The following is a 17,452-nucleotide window of genomic DNA, read 5'->3' on the forward strand; positions in this document are numbered from 1 at the left end:
CGGGTTGGTTTCCTTTGGCAAAGTCGCAAGATTCATGGTCATACCGCGGCCACTACCACGGCACCGAGTACCAGTACGGCACCGACGGCGATCGAAGCGGTGTACCAGCGCAGCTGGCCGGTCTCGGTCTTGCTCATGGCGACGTGACCGCCGCGAGCCAGGCGAGGGATAAGGCCGATGCTGCGGTCAACCGGATCCTTGCGCAGGATGTGGCTGATCAGCAGGTAAGGTTTGACGAAGAGCTTGTCGTAGATCCAGTCGAAGCCCCAGGCGGCGAACCACCAGGCCGACAGGACGCGACCGATACCACTGTTGGCGATCGCGGTGACCAGGCGACGCTTGCCCAGGAACAGCAGGGCCGACAGCAGGATACCGGCGATGGCGATGGCGCCCGAGGCGATTTCCAGCGAGTGCTTGGCTTCGCCACCGGCGTGGCCGGCGCTTTCAGGCAGCACACCGGCCAGTGGCGGGTGGATCCAGGCGCCAACGAAGGTCGACAGCACGATCAGCACGCCCAGCGGCAGCCAGTGGCTGATGCCGTGGCCCGCATGGGCTTCGGTCTTGGCTTCGCCGTGGAAGGCGATGAAGATCAGGCGGAAGGTGTACAGCGAGGTCATGAACGCGCCGACCAGGCCGGCGTACAGCAGGCCGCTGTTGCCGCTGGCGAAGGCTTCCCAGAGGATCTCGTCCTTGGAGTAGAAGCCCACGGTCAGGATCGGCAGGGCGGCCAGGGCGGCGCCACCGACCACGAAGCTGGCATAGGCCAGCGGCAGCTTCTTCCACAGGCCGCCCATCTTGAAGATGTTCTGCTCATGGTGGCAGGCAACGATCACCGCACCCGAGGCAAGGAACAGCAGGGCCTTGAAGAAGGCATGGGTCATCAGGTGGAAGATCGCCGCGTCCCAGGCGCCGACGCCCAGGGCCAGGAACATGTAGCCGATCTGGCTCATGGTCGAGTAGGCGAGGATACGCTTGATGTCGGTCTGTACCAGGGCGGCGAAGCCGGCCAGGACCAGGGTCACGCCACCGACAACACCTACCAGGTGCAGCACGTCCGGCGCCAGCAGGAACAGGCCGTTGGTACGGGCGATCAGGTACACGCCCGCGGTCACCATGGTGGCGGCGTGGATCAGCGCCGAAACCGGGGTCGGGCCGGCCATCGCGTCGGCCAGCCAGGTCTGCAGCGGCAGCTGGGCCGATTTACCGACCGCGCCACCCAGCAGCATCAGGGTCGCCAGGACCATCCAGGTGTCGCCGGCCTGGAACTTCTGCGGTGCCAGCACCAGCAGTTCCTGCACGTTCAGCGTGCCCAGCTGGACGAACAGGATGAACAGGCCGATGGCCATGAACACGTCGCCGATACGGGTGACGATGAACGCCTTGAGTGCCGCGTTACCGTTGTTGCGGTTGCTGTAGTAGAAACCGATCAACAGGTACGAGCACAGGCCCACGCCTTCCCAGCCGAAGTAGATGAACAGCAGGTTGTCGCCCAGCACCAGGAACAGCATGCTGGCGATGAACAGGTTGGTGTATGAGAAGAAGCGCGAGTAACCGGCTTCGCCACGCATGTACCAGGAGGCGAACAGGTGAATCAGGAAGCCGACGCCGGTGACCACGCCCAGCATGGTGACCGACAGGCCATCCACGTACAGGATGAAGTTCGGCGCGAAGCCGTCCACCGACATCCACTGCCACAGCAGCTGGCTGTACGCGCCGCCTTCAGGCGGGGCGACGTTGAACTGCCAGATCACGTAGGCGGCGGTGGCCGCCGACAGACCGACCGAGCCGACGCCGATCAGCGCGGACAGGTTCTCCGAGAACCGCCCACGCGAGAACGACAGCAGCAGGAAGCCGATCAGGGGGAATACGAACGTCAGGAAGATAAGGTTCATCCGCGCATCTCACTGGCAGCATCGATATCGAGAGTGTGGAAGCGGCGATACAGCTGCAGCAGGATCGCCAGGCCAATGCTGGCCTCGGCGGCTGCCAGGCTGATCACCAGAATGAACATCACCTGGCCGTCGGGCTGGACCCAACGGGCACCGGCGACGATGAACGCCAGGGCAGCGGCGTTCATCATGACTTCCAGGCTCATGAGCACGAAGAGAATGTTGCGGCGGACCATCAGGCCAACCAGACCTAAGCAGAACAGGATGCCGGCGACCGCCAGACCATGCTCGAGAGGGATAGCACCCATGATTTACTCCTTCGCCTCGTTGCGGCCCAGGTGGAAGGCGGTGACGGCTGCCGCGAGCAGCAGCATCGAGGCCAGTTCGACCACCAGCAGGTAAGGGCCGAACAGGCTGATGCCGACCTCTTTGGCGCTGACGGTGGTACCGCTGATGGCAGCGCCCGACGGGGTGACGAACAGCACGTAGAGCAGCTCCAGCAGCAGCAGGGCGGCGAGGATCACCGGCCCCGCCCAGATGCCCGGCTTGAGCCAGCCACGCTCCTGGGCGACCGAGGCCGGCCCGAGGTTGAGCATCATCACCACGAACACGAACAGCACCATGATGGCACCGGCGTAGGCGATCACTTCCAGGGCACCGGCGAAGGGCGCACCGAGGGAGAAGAAGATCATCGCCACGGAAATCAGCGAGATGATCAGGTAGAGCAGGGCGTGCACCGGGTTGGTGCCGGTCACCACGCGCAGCGTGGAGACAACGGCGACACCGGATGCGAAGTAGAAAGCGAATTCCATCTTTCTGTCCTTATGGGAGCAAGCTCTTCACGTTGATCGGCTCGGCTTCGTTCTGTGCGGAGCCCTTCGGCTTGCCAGCGATCGCCATGCCCGCAACACGGTAGAAGTTGTAGTCAGGGTTCTTGCCGGGGCCGGAGATCAGCAGATCTTCTTTCTCGTACACCAGGTCCTGACGCTTGAACTCGGCCATTTCGAAATCCGGAGTCAGCTGGATCGCGGTGGTCGGGCACGCCTCTTCGCACAGGCCGCAGAAGATGCAGCGCGAGAAGTTGATGCGGAAGAACTCGGGGTACCAACGGCCGTCCTCGGTCTCGGCCTTCTGCAACGAGATGCAGCCGACCGGGCAGGCCACCGCGCAGAGGTTGCACGCCACGCAGCGCTCCTCGCCGTCGGGGTCGCGGGTGAGGACGATGCGGCCACGGTAGCGCGGCGGCAGGTACACGGGTTCTTCGGGGTACTGCAGGGTGTCGCGCTTGCGGAACCCGTGGGAGAACACCATGGCCAGGCTGCGCAGCTGTGTGCCGGTGCCCTTAACGATGTCGCCGATATACTTGAACATGGGTCAAATCCTCACTGGGCCGCGACGGCTGGCGTGTTGTAGAGCACGATCGCAGCGGTCACCAGCAAATTGATCAGGGTCAGCGGCAGGCAGAACTTCCAGCTGAAGTCCATCACCTGGTCATAGCGTGGGCGCGGGATCGAGGCGCGCAGCAGGATGAACAGCATGATGAAGAACGCGGTCTTCAGGGCGAACCACAGGAACGGCACCTGCGGCAGGATGCCGAACGGGCCGTGCCAGCCGCCGAAGAACAAGGTGACCAGCAGCGCCGAGATGAGGACGATACCGATGTACTCGCCAACGAAGAACATGCCCCATTTCATGCCGGCATATTCGATGTGGTAGCCGTCGGCCAGTTCCTGTTCCGCTTCTGGTTGGTCGAACGGGTGACGGTGGGTCACGGCGACGCCAGCGATGAAGAAGGTGCAGAAACCGAAGAACTGCGGAATGATGAACCACAGGTTGTTGGCCTGGTATTCAACGATGTCGCGCATGTTGAACGAGCCCACCTGCACCACCACGCCCATCAGCGCCAGGCCCAGGAACACTTCGTACGACACGGTCTGCGCCGAAGCCCGCAGGCTGCCGAGCAGGGCGTACTTGTTGTTCGACGACCAGCCGGCGAACAGCACGGCGTACACCGAAAGACCGGCCATGGCGAAGAAGAACAGCAGGCCGATGTTCAGGTCGGCGACGCCCCAGCCTGGGGTGATCGGGATGATCGAGAAGGCGATCAGCAGGGCGCTCATGGCCACCACCGGCGCCAGGGTGAAGATCACCTTGTCGACGAAGGGCGGGTTCCAGTCTTCCTTGAAGAACATCTTCAGCATGTCGGCGGCGATCTGGAACATGCCGTACGGGCCGACGCGGTTCGGGCCGTAGCGGTCCTGCCACCAGCCCAGCAGGCGACGTTCGACGAAGCTGAGCAGCGCGCCGCAGACCACCACGGCCAGCAGCACCACGATGGCCTTGACGACCTGAATGATCACGTCGATCACTTCGGGGGTGAACCAGCTCATTGTGCTGCCTCCTGCAGGCCTTCGACGGCTGCACCGAAGATGGCGGGCGGAATGCCGGCCAGGCCTTTGGGCAACGCAACCAGGCCAGCGCCCAGTTCTTCATTGATACGCAGCGGCAGACGCAGGGCCACGCCAGCCACGTTCAGGCTCAGCAGCGCGCCGTCGTTGACGCCCAGGCGGTCGGCCTCGGACTTGGCCAGGGCCACGTAGGCGGCCGGGATGCGCTCCTGCACCGGGGTGGCGCGCGAGGAGGACTCTTCGCTGCCGAACAGGTGGAAGAACGGTACCGCGGTCCAGGTGCCACGGGCCGGGTTGAACGCGCCCGGAATGGCGCTGAACCAGCTCAGGCGGTCGCCTTGCGATTCGATCAGGCGCACGCCCGGGTCACCGGCGCGCAGGTGGCCACCGACCTCGTCCTGGAACTTGTTCCAGGCCTGTGGCGAGTTCCAGCCTGGCGACCAGGCGAACGGCACTTGCTGGCGCGGTTCGGCCGAGCCCGAGTAACCTTCCATGGAGAAGGCGAACGCGGTGTCCTTGTCCTGCGGGGTACGCGGCTCGTGCACGCTGATGTTGGCGCGCATGGCGGTACGGCCGGAGTAGCGCAGCGGCTCACGGGCCAGCTTCATGCCCTTGATGCGGAACGCGGCGCTTGGCGCTGCGTTGACGATGCCGGCCAGTTGCGGGGTGGCTTCGGCGCAGGCGCTGGTGACGTGGTCGAGCTGGGTCCAGTCCACCGGCTTGTTCAGCAGGGTGGCACGCAGGGCGTGCATCCAGCGCCAGCCTTCGTGGATCTGGATGCTGCTGTCCAGATATTGCGGGTCGAACACCTGGAAGAAGCGCTGGGCACGGCCTTCCTGGCTGACCAGGGTGCCGTCGCCTTCGGCGAACGAGGCGGCCGGCAGTACCAGGTGGGCGCGGTCGACAGTCGGGGTTTTCGAGTGGTCGGCAACGATCACCACCTTGGCCGCGGCCAGGGCTGCCTCGACCTTGGCGGCCGGTACGCGGGCGTACAGGTCGTTTTCCAGCACGACGATGGCGTCGGCCTTGCCGCTGATCACGGCGTCCAGCGCCGCATCGACGGACTCACCGCCCATCATCGCCAGACCGAGGCTGTTGGCTTCAGGCACGACCAGGCTCAGCGAACCGTTCTTCTCGCGCAGCTTGAGAGCCTTGGCGATGTTGGCGGCGGCTTCGATCAGCGCAGGATCGGCCAGTGAGGTACCGGCGACGACTAGTGGGCGCTGGGCCGCGACCAGGGCGTCGGCGATGCGCTGGGCCAAGGCCTTGGCTTCGGCGTCCAGGCCTTCGACGGCTGGGGCGCTTGGGTCGATGGCGTGGGCCACGGCGAAACCGATGCGGGCGAGGTCGGCGGGAGCGGCGTGCACACACTCTTCGGCCACGTCATCGAGCTTGGTTTCAGCCAGCGAAGCGATGAACAGCGGGTACAGCGCGTGCTGGCCGATGTTCTTCACCGCGGCGTCCAGCCAAGGCTGCACGCGCATGGCGTCGGCCATGGCCTCGGCCTTGCCCTTGGTGGCCTGGCGCACGGCCAGGGCGACACGGGCGGCGGTCTGGGTCAGGTCTTCACCGAGCACGAACACGGCGTCGTGGTCTTCGATGTCGCGCAGGGTCGGCACTGGTAGCGGGCTGCTGTTCAGCACGTTCAGCGCCAGGCGCACGCGGGCCAGCTCACCGGCTTCCATGCCCGAGTAGAAGTATTCGGCACCGACCAGCTCGCGCAGGCCGTAGTTGCTCTCGAGGCTGGCGCGTGGCGAGCCGATGCCGACGATGGTGCGGCCGCGCAGCAGGTCGGCGGCCTTGTCCAGGGCGGCGTCGAGGGACAGCTTGGTGCCATCGGCCAGGTGTGGCTGGCGTGGACGATCCTTGCGGTTGACGTAGCCATAGCCGAAACGGCCACGGTCGCACAGGAAGTACTGGTTCACCGAGCCGTTGAAGCGGTTCTCGATGCGGCGCAGTTCGCCATAGCGCTCGCCGGGGCTGATGTTGCAGCCGCTGGAGCAGCCATGGCAGATGCTCGGGGCGAACTGCATGTCCCACTTGCGGTTGTAGCGCTCGGAGTGGGTCTTGTCGGTGAACACACCGGTCGGGCAGACCTCGGTGAGGTTGCCGGAGAACTCGCTTTCCAGCACGCCGTCTTCGACGCGACCGAAGTATACGTTGTCGTGGGCGCCATACACGCCCAGGTCGGTGCCGCCGGCGTAGTCCTTGTAGTAGCGCACGCACCGGTAGCAGGCGATGCAGCGGTTCATCTCATGGGCGATGAACGGGCCAAGGTCCTGGTTCTGGTGAGTACGCTTGGTGAAACGGTAGCGGCGCTCGTTGTGGCCGGTCATTACCGTCATGTCCTGCAGGTGGCAGTGACCGCCTTCCTCGCACACCGGGCAGTCGTGCGGGTGGTTGGTCATCAGCCATTCGACGACGCTGGCGCGGAACGCCTTGGACTCTTCATCGTCGATGGAGATCCAGGTGCCGTCGGAGGCAGGGGTCATGCAGGACATGACGATACGACCACGGGTGTCGTTCTCGTCGGTGTACTGCTTGACCGCGCACTGCCGGCAGGCGCCGACGCTACCGAGCGCCGGGTGCCAGCAGAAATAGGGGATGTCGAGGCCGAGCGACAGACACGCCTGTAACAGGTTGTCCGCACCGTTGACTTCGAGCGCTTTGCCGTCTACGTGGATAGTGGCCATTGTTCAAAGTTCTTCGTTGGCCCGCGTGAGCGGGCGTGGCTAATGGAAATCGGTGAGCCTGTGGCACGCCACGCTTCATGCGGGCCGGCCGGCAGGCTGGCGGGTGGCACGGACCACCCGCGGTCTATCTTGTTATGCGCCTACCACAATCGGTTTCGCCAGGTCCGGGCGCAGGGCGCCGGCGCTTTGCGGCGCGACACCGGCCTCGAACTCCGAGCGGAAGTACTTGATGGCACTACCCAATGGCTCGACGGCACCTGGTGCGTGAGCACAGAAGGTACGGCCTGGGCCGAGGAAGTTGACCAGCCCCAGCAGCGTCTCGATGTCTTCGGCGCGGCCCTGGCCTTTCTCCAGGGCGCGGAGCATCTTCACGCTCCACGGCAGGCCGTCACGGCAGGGGGTGCACCAGCCGCACGACTCGCGGGCGAAGAACTCTTCCATGTTGCGCAGCAGCGAGACCATGTTGATGCTGTCGTCGACCGCCATGGCAAGGCCCGTACCCATACGGGTGCCGACCTTGGCGATGCCACCGGCGTACATCTGCGCGTCGAGGTGCTCGGGCAGCAGGAAGCCGGTACCGGCGCCGCCTGGCTGCCAGCACTTGAGCTTGAAGCCGTCGCGCATGCCGCCGGCGTAGTCTTCGAACAGCTCGCGGGCGGTGACGCCGAACGGCAGCTCCCACAGGCCCGGGTTCTTCACCTTGCCGGAGAAGCCCATCAGCTTGGTGCCGTGGTCTTCGCTGCCTTCGCGGGCCAGCGACTTGTACCAGTCGTTGCCGTTGGCGACGATGGCCGGCACGTTGCACAGGGTCTCGACGTTGTTCACGCAAGTCGGCTTGCCCCACACGCCGACGGCGGCAGGGAAGGGCGGCTTGGAGCGCGGGTTGGCGCGACGGCCTTCGAGCGAGTTGATCAGCGCGGTTTCTTCACCGCAGATGTAGCGCCCGGCTCCGGTGTGCACGAACAGCTCGAAGTCGAAGCCCGAACCGAGGATGTTCTTGCCCAAGAGGCCCGCTGCCTTGGCTTCATCGATGGCGCGGTTGAGGTTCTTCGCTGCGGTGGTGTATTCGCCACGCAGGAAGATGTAGCCACGGTAGGCCTTCAGCGCGCGGGCGCTGATCAGCATGCCCTCGACCAGCAGATGGGGCTGTTGCTCCATCAGCATGCGGTCCTTCCAGGTGTTGGGCTCCATTTCATCCGCGTTGCACAGCAGGTAGCGGATGTTCATGGATTCGTCTTTGGGCATCAGGCCCCACTTCACGCCAGTGGGGAAGCCCGCGCCGCCACGGCCCTTGAGGCCGGAGTCCTTGACGCTCTGCACGATGTCGTCGGCGGACATCTCGGCCAGCGCCTTGCGCGCGGCGGCATAGCCGTTCTTGGACTCGTACTCGGCCAGCCAGACCGGCTCGCCGTCGTCACGCAGGCGCCAGGTCAGCGGGTGGGTTTCGGCGGTGCGCGCAATGCGGTTGGCCGGGCCGAAGGAAGTGATGGTCATACGTAGCCCTCCAGCAGCTTGGAGACGCCAGCGGGCTGTACGTCGCCAAAGGTGTCGTCGTCGATCATCAGCGCCGGGGCTTTGTCGCAGTTACCCAGGCAGCATACTGGCAGCAGGGTGAAGCGCCCGTCCGCGGTGGTCTGGCCGAGGCCGATGCCCAGCTCGCTCTGGATCTGGCTGACCACCGACTCATGGCCGCCGATGTAGCAGACCATGCTGTCGCACACGCGGATGATGTGGCGGCCAACGGGTTGGCGGAAGATCTGGCTGTAGAAGGTGGCCACGCCCTCGACGTCGCTGGCGGGGATGCCCAGCACTTCGCCGATGGCGTAGATGGCGCCGTCCGGCACCCAGCCGCGCTCTTTCTGGACGATCTTCAGGGCTTCGATGGACGCCGCGCGCGGGTCCTCGTAGTGGTGCATCTCGTGCTCGATGGCCGAGCGCTCGGTTTCGCTCAGGGCGAAACGGTCGGTTTGGATAAGCGTGCTGTTCATGCTTAGCGGTCCACGTCAGCCATAACGAAGTCGATACTGCCCAGGTACGCGATCAAGTCCGCGACCATGCTGCCTTTGATCACCGAAGGGATCTGCTGCAGGTGCGGGTAGCTCGGGGTACGGATCCGGGTGCGGTAGCTCATGGTGCCGCCATCGCTCGTCAGGTAGTAACTGTTGATGCCCTTGGTCGCCTCGATCATCTGGAACGACTCGTTGGCCGGCATGACCGGGCCCCACGAGACTTGCAGGAAGTGCGTGATCAGGGTTTCGATGTGCTGCAAGGTGCGCTCTTTCGGTGGCGGCGTGGTCAGCGGATGATCCGCCTTGTACGGGCCTTCCGGCATGTTGCGCAGGCACTGGTCGATGATGCGGATACTCTGGCGCATCTCCTCGACACGGACCATGCAGCGATCGTAGGCATCGCCGTTGTGGGCCAGCGGTACTTCGAACTCGAAGTTCTCGTAGCCGGAGTACGGGCGGGCTTTACGCAGGTCGAAGTCGCAACCGGTGGAACGCAGCCCGGCACCGGTGGTGCCCCAGGCCAGGGCTTCCTTGGTGTTGTACGCGGCAACGCCGATGGTACGGCCCTTGAGGATGCTGTTCTGCAGGGCGGCCTTGGTGTATTCGTCGAGGCGCTTGGGCAGCCATTCGACGAAGTCCTTGACCAACTTGTCCCAGCCGCGCGGCAGGTCGTGGGCGACGCCACCGATGCGGTACCAGGCCGGGTGCAGGCGGAAACCGGTGATCGCCTCGATCACGGTGTAGGCGCGCTGGCGGTCGGTGAAGGTGAAGAACACCGGGGTCATGGCGCCGACGTCCTGGATATAGGTACCCAGGAACAACAGGTGGCTGGTGATGCGGAAGAATTCGGCGAGCATGATGCGAATCACGTCGACCTTCTGCGGCACCTGGATGCCGGCCAGCTTCTCCACCGCGAGCACGTACGGCAGGTTGTTCATCACCCCGCCGAGGTAGTCGATACGGTCGGTGTAGGGGATGAAGCTGTGCCACGACTGGCGCTCGGCCATCTTCTCGGCGCCACGGTGGTGGTAGCCGATGTCCGGGACGCAGTCGACGATCTCTTCGCCGTCCAACTGCAGGACGATACGGAAGGCACCGTGGGCCGAAGGGTGGTTGGGGCCGAGGTTGAGGAACATGTAGTCCTCGTTGGCGCCCGAACGCTTCATGCCCCAGGCTTCCGGGTTGAAACGTGCCGATTCCTCTTCAAGCTGTTGCTTGGCCAGGGTCAGGCTGTAGGGGTCGAATTCGGTGGCGCGGGCCGGGTAGTCCTTGCGCAGCGGGTGACCTTCCCAGGTCGGCGGCATCATGATACGGCTCAGGTGCGGGTGGCCGGCGAAGTCGATGCCGAACATGTCCCAGACTTCACGCTCGTACCAGTTGGCGTTGGGCCAGATGCCGGTGACGGTTGGCAGGTTGAGGTCGCCTTCGCTCAGCGACACCTTGATCATCACGTCGCTGTTACGCTCGACCGACAGCAGGTGGTAGAACACGCTGAAGTCGGCGGCCGGCAGGCCGCGGCGCTGGGTGCGCAGGCGCTCGTCGACGCCGTGCAGGTCGTACAGCATGCTGTACGGCTTGGCGACGTTGCGCAGGAAGGTGAGGATTTCCTTGAGCTGGGCACGCTTTACCCACAGTACCGGCATGCCGGTGCGGGTTTCCTGGGCGACGAAAGCGTCGGCGCCGAATCGGTTGTGCAGTTCGACGACCACATCCTGGTCGTCAGCCTTGTAAGGCGGAATATAAATAGCGTTGTCCGCTGTCATGGTCTCGGTCGCTTTGGGTCAACGTTAAGAATGAAGCCAGGCCGCCGGCTCCTTCGGGAGCGGGCGGCAGGTCGCTGGATCAGACTTCGTCGGGGCTGCGCAGGTTGGTAACCGCAATGCGCTGTTCGCGACGCAGGTCTTTCTGGGCGGGCATCTCGGCACGGTAGATGCCTTGATCGCCAACCACCCAGGAAAGCGGGCGTCGTTCTTGGCCGATCGACTCCTGCAGCAGCATCAAGCCTTGCAGGAATGCCTCGGGGCGCGGCGGGCAGCCAGGCACGTAGACGTCCACGGGGAGGAACTTGTCGACCCCCTGAACGACCGAGTAGATGTCGTACATGCCACCGGAGTTGGCGCACGAACCCATGGAGATGACCCACTTCGGCTCGAGCATCTGCTCGTACAGGCGCTGGATGATCGGCGCCATTTTGACGAAGCAGGTACCGGCGATGACCATGAAGTCGGCCTGACGCGGCGAGGCCCGGATGACTTCGGCGCCGAAGCGGGCGATGTCGTGGGGTGCCGTGAAGGCCGTGGTCATTTCCACGTAGCAGCAGGACAGGCCGAAGTTGTACGGCCAGAGGGAGTTCTTGCGACCCCAGTTGACCGCGCCACGCAGCACATCCTCGAGTTTCCCCATGTAGATGTTCTTGTGGACCTGGTCCTCTAGCAGTTGATCGGTGACGGTTTCCCGTTCACCGACCGGGTACTGCTCGTTGGGTGCATCCGGATCGATTCTGGTGAGATTGTATTGCATGCCAAAGCCTCATTGTTTCAGCTTCGCTTGCCGCTTGCGGCGACCTTCGGGAGCCCAATCGAGCGCCCCGACGCGCCATAGGTAGACAAGACCAGCCAACAGAATTGCAATGAAAACGAGTGCTTCGACGAATCCGGTCCAGCCGCTTTCGCGGACGGACACAGACCATGCATACAGGAAGAGGGCTTCGATATCGAAGATCACGAACAGCATCGCGACCAGATAGAATTTGGCGGAGAGGCGCAGGCGGGCGCTGCCGACGGGCAGCATGCCGGATTCGAAGGGTTCGTTCTTGGCGCGACCCCAGGCCTTGCTACCGAGCAGGCTGGACAGGCCGAGCATGAAGGCACACAGGCCGACGACACCCAGGAGGAAGATGGCAAAGCCCCAGTTGTGGGCGATGAGACCTACCGAATCTGACATGCTTGAAATCCTTATACAGAGACCCAGCTCTGCAGTCTGTAAAAAGTAGAGCGGCGACGTGGTGTCGCAGACGCAGTGACCAAATGTCGCAGCTGAATCAATCGCGCTGATTTTATGGGTAAACCCTGAGCAAGTAAAATTTCCGTTGCAAATTTATTCGTAGGTTTAAAAACAAAAATCGTTCGTAACTGGCTGAAAGCCTTGATTTTCGGGCATTGCATGCGGTTTTGTTAATTATGTTTCTTGCATGGCGTAACGGCTGGCTAATTGTGTAATGATAATTAATATCATTTAACTTGAGCTGTATTGTTTTAGCCTTTCTGAGCCTTGCAAAGTTCGTCGGCCAATCGCGCCCCCTTGCCAATGGGAAAAACCCTCGTTCTAGCATTTTGCGCTGCCAGGTGCACCGCCCTGGATCAATACTTTATCGTTTGCGCTGCGGGTCACGGACGTGGCAATCAGCCACTGCCCAAGCCAGTAGGCGAGGATGATCAGGTACTCGGCGGCGGCGAACGGGCTGACGAAGCGGTCGATGCCGATCAGGCTGTCGGAGAACACAAAGGCGCAAGCGCCCAGCGCCGCGAGTCCGCCACAGGCCAAGGCGCGCCAGAGCATGCAGCCGATCGCCAGGGCATACAGCGCCACCGGGATCAGCAGTGGGCCCAGGCCGTGGCTGGCGAGCAGGCCGAGCAGCGAGGCGCCTACCAGCAGTGCGAGGGCCAGTGAGGGATAGGCCGGGCGTTGGGTCAGGCTGTAGTAACCGCGAAGGTACGCCAGGTGGGCGCAAAGGAACGCGGTCAGGCCGAACACGAACAGGTCGCGGGGGATGGCCAGGAGGATGTCGCCGAGCACCGAGAAGGCCAGGCCGATCATGATCCAGCGCCGGTAGGGTGTGGCGGGGAAGGTGCTCAGCCAGGCAATCAGGGCGAGCACCGGAATGGGTTTGACCAGCAGGCCAAGCAGGGCGTTGTCGCTGGCCAGCGCATATAGATAGAAGGCGGCGGCTGCGATGGCGACGATGAGCAGGTGGCCAGGGCGGGGCATGGGCAGTCCTTGCTGTGGGGTAGCCACAAGCTTAGACCTGATCCTGGGTTTTGCTGGTAATGCGACCCCTGTAGGAGCGGCCTTGTGCCGCGAAAGGGTTGCGCAGCAGACCTAGGATCTCAGCCTTCATGCAAAGATCGCCGGGGCCGCTTTGCGGCCCTTTCGCGACACGAGGCCGCTCCTACAGGAGGCAGCGTTTGGCCTGGAAATGAAAAAGGCCCGGAATTCTCGCGAATTCCGGGCCTTGTTCAACAGTTCACAGCTATCAGTGGAACTGCTCTTCCTCGGTCGAACCAGTCAGTGCGGTAACCGACGAAGCACCACCCTGGATCACGGTGGTCATGTCGTCGAAGTAGCCGGTGCCGACTTCCTGCTGGTGCGCCACGAAGGTGTAGCCTTTGCTGGCGTCGGCGAACTCCTGCTCCTGCAGCTTGACGTAGGCGGTCATGTCGTTGCGGGCGTAGTCGTGCGCCAGGTTGAACATGCCGTGCCACATGTTGTGGATGCCAGCCAGGGTGATGAACTGGTGCTTGTAGCCCATGGCCGACAGCTCGCGCTGGAACTTGGCGATGGTGGCGTCGTCCAGGTTCTTCTTCCAGTTGAAGGACGGCGAGCAGTTGTACGACAGCAGTTGGTCCGGGTATTCCTTCTTGATCGCCTCGGCGAAGCGACGGGCTTCGTCCAGGTCCGGCTTGGCGGTTTCGCACCAGATCAGGTCGGCGTACGGGGCGTAGGCCAGGCCGCGGGAGATGGCCTGGTCGAGGCCGGCGCGTACCTTGTAGAAACCTTCACGGGTACGCTCGCCGATCACGAACGGCTGGTCGTACGGGTCGCAGTCGCTGGTCAGCAGGTCGGCGGCGTTGGCGTCGGTACGGGCCAGGATGATGGTCGGTACACCAGCAACGTCGGCGGCCAGGCGTGCGGCTACCAGCTTCTGCACGGCTTCCTGGGTCGGTACCAGGACCTTGCCGCCCATGTGGCCACATTTTTTCACCGAGGCCAGTTGGTCTTCGAAGTGCACGCCGGCGGCGCCTGCTTCGATCATGTTCTTCATCAGCTCGTAGGCGTTCAGTACGCCGCCGAAACCGGCTTCGGCGTCAGCCACGATCGGCGCGAAGTAGTCGATGTAGCCGTCGTCGCCCGGGTTCTTGCCGGCTTTCCACTGGATCTGGTCGGCGCGACGGAACGAGTTGTTGATGCGCTTGACCACGGTCGGCACCGAGTCAACCGGGTACAGCGACTGGTCGGGGTACATCGACTCGGCCGAGTTGTTGTCGGCGGCAACCTGCCAGCCGGACAGGTAGATGGCCTGGATGCCGGCTTTGACCTGCTGCACTGCCTGGCCGCCGGTCAGGGCGCCCATGCAGTTGACGAAATCTTTTTCTGGGCGGAAGGACGGGTGGGCACCTTGGGTGACCAGCTTCCACAGTTTCTCTGCGCCCTGGCGAGCCAGGGTATGCTCCGGTTGCAGCGAGCCACGCAGGCGAACGACATCGGCGGCGGTGTAGGTACGGGTCACGCCTTTCCAGCGCGGGTTTTCGGCCCAGTCTTTCTCGAGGGCTGCAATTTGCTGTTCGCGTGTCAGTGCCATGGAAATAAACCTCGTCGCATCGATCTTGAGTGTAATTGTGCTGATGCTCGGATACGCGGGTCAGAGGGCCAGGCTGTGCTGTCCGGGGGAGTGCGGCGGCGAACGGGGAAGTGCGAAGGGGAAGGGTGGGCAGGCCAGGCGAAGGTGTGCCCTGCAGGTTGGCTCGTGGATGCCTTGCTGCGGTGCGACGCGATTGCCAGAACTGCGGTGATGCGCTTCCGTCCCTCGGGACAACTTCTTCGTTGCAGTCGCAATCCCGTCGAACCGCCTTGTGGGCCGTATGGACACGAGGTGCCTCCACGGTGGGAGGAGCGCACCTCGAAGACCCTTGCCAGGGCCTCTGATTAGCGGGAGCGAGGCCATCATGCCCTTGCCAAAAAGAGCCTGTCAAATGTTTTGTAGTGCTTTTTTTGTGTTACTACATCTTTGGTCTAACGCGACTTGGCGGTCAGTTTCAAGGCCCTTGGTCGAGGCCTTGATTTGCCTGGGATCAGTCGACCAGGTCGACCTTGACCCGCAAAGTCATGTTTTCACCGCGCTGGGTGCTGTAACTGAGGCTTGACGCGCTGCGTTCGGATTGACTCTGCTGATTGAACCCGGCCAGGGTGATCCACTCGCCGAGCTTGCCGGTGACGGTCGTGTCGGTGCTCTGCACTTTCACTACATCGGCACGTTCCTGGCTCATTCGATCATTATTAGTGCTGATTTGCAGACGAACCGTGTCGCCGCTCAGGCGTGGCGTGACGTAGAAACCCTGGGTGACATTGCGGTATTCGGTGTTGCTCTGGATGCGCCCGTAACCGTCGGTGGCGGTGCTGGTGACGGGGATGCTCTGGCCCACCTGGATCAGTGCCGGCTGACCGTCGCTAGCCTGCACCTGCTGCATGCCGCCTTCGCGGTTGGCGGTGCCGTAGCGGATGACCCGCGCGTTGCCGCGGTTGTCCTGGAAGTTGCTGTCGTTGTTGTCGACGCTGATCAGTAGGCGCTTGGGCGCGGTGTCGAGTTGTTGCAGCAGGGCGCGCAGGTCGTCGATGCGCTGCTGCGCTGCGTTGACGATCAGCTTGTCCTCGAAGGTGCTGACCGTGCCATCCTTGCCGAGAAACGACTGGGCGGCAGGCAGCAGTTCGGCGCTGCTGCGGTGCTGTAGCGGGATGACCTCGGTGGCGGCCTGGGCGGTCAGGCTGGCGGCCAGCAGCAGCGAGGCGAGGAGGGGGCGTAGCGGCATGTCCATGATCTCCGCGGGTGGAGTGAACATGATGGCAAATTTGTCGGCATCTTGCCGGGTGTGAATCACAGCGGGATGAATTAATGCGCGGTGGCTGCTGTCAGACAAATTCCGTAACATCCCGGTCCTCGATTTCAAGCTCACCCCTCGCGGCCCTATTGCGCGGGGTTGTTTACAGGATCTCCATGAAACCCGCACGCCTACGCGCCGACCTGCTCGCCGGCCTCACCACTTCGTTCGCCTTGGTGCCGGAGTGCATCGCCTTCGCCCTGGTGGCTCACCTCAACCCGCTGATGGGCCTGTATGGCGCCTTTATCATCTGCACGCTCACCGCGCTGTTCGGCGGCCGCCCGGGCATGATTTCCGGCGCTGCCGGCTCCATGGCGGTGGTGATCGTCGCCCTGGTGGTGCAGCACGGTGCCCAGTACCTGCTGGCCACGGTGCTGCTGGGCGGGGTGGTGATAATCCTGTTCGGCGCGCTGCGCCTGGGCAAGCTGGTGCGCCTGGTGCCGTACCCGGTGATGCTTGGCTTCGTCAATGGCCTGGCCATCGTCATCGCCCTGGCTCAGCTGGAGCATTTCAAGGACGGTGAACACTGGCTCAGCGGTGCGCCGCTGTACCTGATGATCGGCCTGGTGGCGCTGACCATGGCGGTGGTCTACGTACTGCCCAAACTGACCCGCGCGGTGCCGCCGGCGTTGGTGGCGATCCTCGGTGTTGGCCTGCTGGTGTACCTGCTGGGGCTGCCAACGCGCACCCTCGGCGACATGGCGCACATCGCCGGCGGCTTGCCGTCGCTGGCCCTGCCGGATATCCCGTGGAACCTCGAGACCCTGAAGATCATCGCCCCCTATGCGGTGTTGATGGCCATGGTCGGCCTGCTGGAAACCCTGCTGACTCTCAACCTCACCGACGAGGTCACCGAAAGCCGCGGTTACCCGGACCGCGAGTGCGTGGCCCTGGGCGCGGCCAACATGGTCTCGGGTCTGTGTGGCGGCATGGGCGGCTGCGCGATGATCGGCCAGACGGTGATCAACCTCAGTTCCAATGGCCGTGGCCGACTGTCGGGCGTGGTGGCGGGGGTGATGATCCTGCTGTTCGTGCTGTTCCTGTCACCGTTGATCGAGCGTATTCCGCTGGCGGCGCTGGTCGGGGTGATGTTCGTGGTGGCCCAGCAGACCTTCGCCTGGGCGTCGCTACGGGTGCTGCACAAGGTGCCGGTGAGCGATGTGCTGGCGATTATCGCCGTGACCGTGGTCACGGTGTTCACCGACCTGGCCACGGCGGTGCTGTTCGGTATCGTCATCGCGGCCATCAATTTTGCCTGGCAGCACGCGCGCGAGCTGTATGCCGACAGTCATCAGGACGCCGAGGGGAGCAAGCATTACCAGGTGCACGGCACGCTGTTCTTCGCCTCGACCACGCCGTTTCTCAACCAGTTCGACCCGGCCAACGACCCGGCAAAGGTCACGCTGGATTGCCAGCACCTGAGTTTTGTCGATTATTCGGCGGTAGCGGCGCTGAAAACCCTGCGCGAGCGCTATGCCAAGGCGGGCAAGCAGTTGCGGGTGGTGCATCTTTCCGAGCGCTGCAAGAAGCTGTTGAAGCGGGCAGGGGAGCAGCATTGAACGCAATGGTTGCCTGCACCGG

15 protein-coding genes are annotated in these 17,452 nt (G+C 63.6%); 1 reads left to right on the top strand and 14 read right to left on the bottom strand.

Annotated elements, in window-relative coordinates; genetic code table 11:
* Positions 1-38: 38 nt before the first annotated feature.
* The 14 genes from nuoL to ACODS5_RS02960 form a co-directional block, all read right to left on the bottom strand.
* Positions 39-1,892 carry an NADH-quinone oxidoreductase subunit L gene (nuoL, locus tag ACODS5_RS02895; protein ID WP_489107860.1) on the bottom strand — a complete coding sequence of 618 codons (1,854 nt, stop codon included), beginning with the start codon at positions 1,890-1,892 and terminating at the stop codon, positions 39-41.
* Positions 1,889-2,197, bottom strand: a complete 309-nt coding sequence (nuoK, locus tag ACODS5_RS02900) for an NADH-quinone oxidoreductase subunit NuoK (protein ID WP_023631349.1) — start codon at positions 2,195-2,197, stop codon at positions 1,889-1,891. Before nuoK ends, nuoL begins: the two co-directional genes overlap by 4 nt.
* A gap of 3 nt (positions 2,198-2,200) precedes the next feature.
* Positions 2,201-2,701, bottom strand: coding sequence for an NADH-quinone oxidoreductase subunit J (gene nuoJ, locus ACODS5_RS02905; RefSeq protein WP_023631348.1), 501 nt, complete (start codon positions 2,699-2,701; stop codon positions 2,201-2,203).
* A 10-nt stretch (positions 2,702-2,711) separates the two neighbouring features.
* Positions 2,712-3,260, bottom strand: a complete 549-nt coding sequence (gene nuoI, locus ACODS5_RS02910) for an NADH-quinone oxidoreductase subunit NuoI (protein ID WP_003251442.1) — start codon at positions 3,258-3,260, stop codon at positions 2,712-2,714.
* An 11-nt stretch (positions 3,261-3,271) separates the two neighbouring features.
* Positions 3,272-4,279, bottom strand: a complete 1,008-nt coding sequence (gene nuoH, locus ACODS5_RS02915) for an NADH-quinone oxidoreductase subunit NuoH (protein ID WP_134693191.1) — start codon at positions 4,277-4,279, stop codon at positions 3,272-3,274.
* Complete coding sequence (gene nuoG, locus ACODS5_RS02920) at positions 4,276-6,990, bottom strand: NADH-quinone oxidoreductase subunit NuoG (RefSeq protein ID WP_489107861.1); 2,715 nt, start codon at positions 6,988-6,990, stop codon at positions 4,276-4,278. Before nuoG ends, nuoH begins: the two co-directional genes overlap by 4 nt.
* Before the next feature lie 132 nt (positions 6,991-7,122).
* Complete coding sequence (gene nuoF / locus ACODS5_RS02925; protein WP_134693189.1) at positions 7,123-8,484, bottom strand: NADH-quinone oxidoreductase subunit NuoF; 1,362 nt, start codon at positions 8,482-8,484, stop codon at positions 7,123-7,125.
* A complete protein-coding gene (gene nuoE / locus ACODS5_RS02930) occupies positions 8,481-8,978 on the bottom strand; it encodes an NADH-quinone oxidoreductase subunit NuoE (RefSeq protein WP_012313767.1) in 498 nt (165 codons plus the stop codon). Before nuoE ends, nuoF begins: the two co-directional genes overlap by 4 nt.
* Before the next feature lie 2 nt (positions 8,979-8,980).
* Complete coding sequence (gene nuoC, locus ACODS5_RS02935) at positions 8,981-10,762, bottom strand: NADH-quinone oxidoreductase subunit C/D (RefSeq protein WP_023630474.1); 1,782 nt, start codon at positions 10,760-10,762, stop codon at positions 8,981-8,983.
* Positions 10,763-10,841: 79 nt separating this feature from the next.
* Entirely contained in the window at positions 10,842-11,519 is a 678-nt protein-coding gene (locus tag ACODS5_RS02940) for a NuoB/complex I 20 kDa subunit family protein (RefSeq protein WP_008096180.1), read from the bottom strand.
* 9 nt (positions 11,520-11,528) lie between these two features.
* Positions 11,529-11,942 (bottom strand): NADH-quinone oxidoreductase subunit A, encoded by a 414-nt coding sequence (locus tag ACODS5_RS02945; RefSeq protein WP_043209159.1) that lies wholly within the window; start codon positions 11,940-11,942, stop codon positions 11,529-11,531.
* 381 nt (positions 11,943-12,323) lie between these two features.
* Positions 12,324-12,986 carry a lysoplasmalogenase gene (locus tag ACODS5_RS02950; RefSeq protein WP_134693188.1) on the bottom strand — a complete coding sequence of 221 codons (663 nt, stop codon included), beginning with the start codon at positions 12,984-12,986 and terminating at the stop codon, positions 12,324-12,326.
* Positions 12,987-13,251: 265 nt separating this feature from the next.
* A complete protein-coding gene (aceA, locus tag ACODS5_RS02955; protein ID WP_134693187.1) occupies positions 13,252-14,577 on the bottom strand; it encodes an isocitrate lyase in 1,326 nt (441 codons plus the stop codon).
* 490 nt (positions 14,578-15,067) lie between these two features.
* Entirely contained in the window at positions 15,068-15,832 is a 765-nt protein-coding gene (locus ACODS5_RS02960; protein WP_256660306.1) for a secretin N-terminal domain-containing protein, read from the bottom strand.
* A gap of 155 nt (positions 15,833-15,987) precedes the next feature.
* Here ACODS5_RS02960 and ACODS5_RS02965 point away from each other — a divergent pair, with 155 nt between their 5' ends.
* The gene (locus ACODS5_RS02965; protein WP_489107862.1) at positions 15,988-17,430 is read left to right on the top strand and encodes a SulP family inorganic anion transporter; all 1,443 of its coding nucleotides are present in this window, start codon (positions 15,988-15,990) and stop codon (positions 17,428-17,430) included.
* The last annotated feature ends 22 nt before the right edge of the window (positions 17,431-17,452 follow it).

The organism is Pseudomonas sp. FG47 (assembly GCF_057809115.1).

Excerpts from the sequence above, each read along its gene's own strand:
- nuoK (WP_023631349.1), bottom strand. The coding sequence starts at position 2,197 with ATGGGTGCTATCCCTCTCGAGCATGGTCTGGCGGTCGCCGGCATCCTG.
- ACODS5_RS02950 (WP_134693188.1), bottom strand. The coding sequence starts at position 12,986 with ATGCCCCGCCCTGGCCACCTGCTCATCGTCGCCATCGCAGCCGCCGCC.
- ACODS5_RS02965 (WP_489107862.1), top strand. The coding sequence starts at position 15,988 with ATGAAACCCGCACGCCTACGCGCCGACCTGCTCGCCGGCCTCACCACT.
- nuoH (WP_134693191.1), bottom strand. The coding sequence starts at position 4,279 with ATGAGCTGGTTCACCCCCGAAGTGATCGACGTGATCATTCAGGTCGTC.
- nuoF (WP_134693189.1), bottom strand. The coding sequence starts at position 8,484 with ATGACCATCACTTCCTTCGGCCCGGCCAACCGCATTGCGCGCACCGCC.
- nuoC (WP_023630474.1), bottom strand. The coding sequence starts at position 10,762 with ATGACAGCGGACAACGCTATTTATATTCCGCCTTACAAGGCTGACGAC.
- nuoL (WP_489107860.1), bottom strand. The coding sequence starts at position 1,892 with ATGAACCTTATCTTCCTGACGTTCGTATTCCCCCTGATCGGCTTCCTG.
- aceA (WP_134693187.1), bottom strand. The coding sequence starts at position 14,577 with ATGGCACTGACACGCGAACAGCAAATTGCAGCCCTCGAGAAAGACTGG.
- nuoG (WP_489107861.1), bottom strand. The coding sequence starts at position 6,990 with ATGGCCACTATCCACGTAGACGGCAAAGCGCTCGAAGTCAACGGTGCG.
- nuoJ (WP_023631348.1), bottom strand. The coding sequence starts at position 2,701 with ATGGAATTCGCTTTCTACTTCGCATCCGGTGTCGCCGTTGTCTCCACG.
- ACODS5_RS02960 (WP_256660306.1), bottom strand. The coding sequence starts at position 15,832 with ATGTTCACTCCACCCGCGGAGATCATGGACATGCCGCTACGCCCCCTC.
- ACODS5_RS02945 (WP_043209159.1), bottom strand. The coding sequence starts at position 11,942 with ATGTCAGATTCGGTAGGTCTCATCGCCCACAACTGGGGCTTTGCCATC.
- nuoI (WP_003251442.1), bottom strand. The coding sequence starts at position 3,260 with ATGTTCAAGTATATCGGCGACATCGTTAAGGGCACCGGCACACAGCTG.
- ACODS5_RS02940 (WP_008096180.1), bottom strand. The coding sequence starts at position 11,519 with ATGCAATACAATCTCACCAGAATCGATCCGGATGCACCCAACGAGCAG.
- nuoE (WP_012313767.1), bottom strand. The coding sequence starts at position 8,978 with ATGAACAGCACGCTTATCCAAACCGACCGTTTCGCCCTGAGCGAAACC.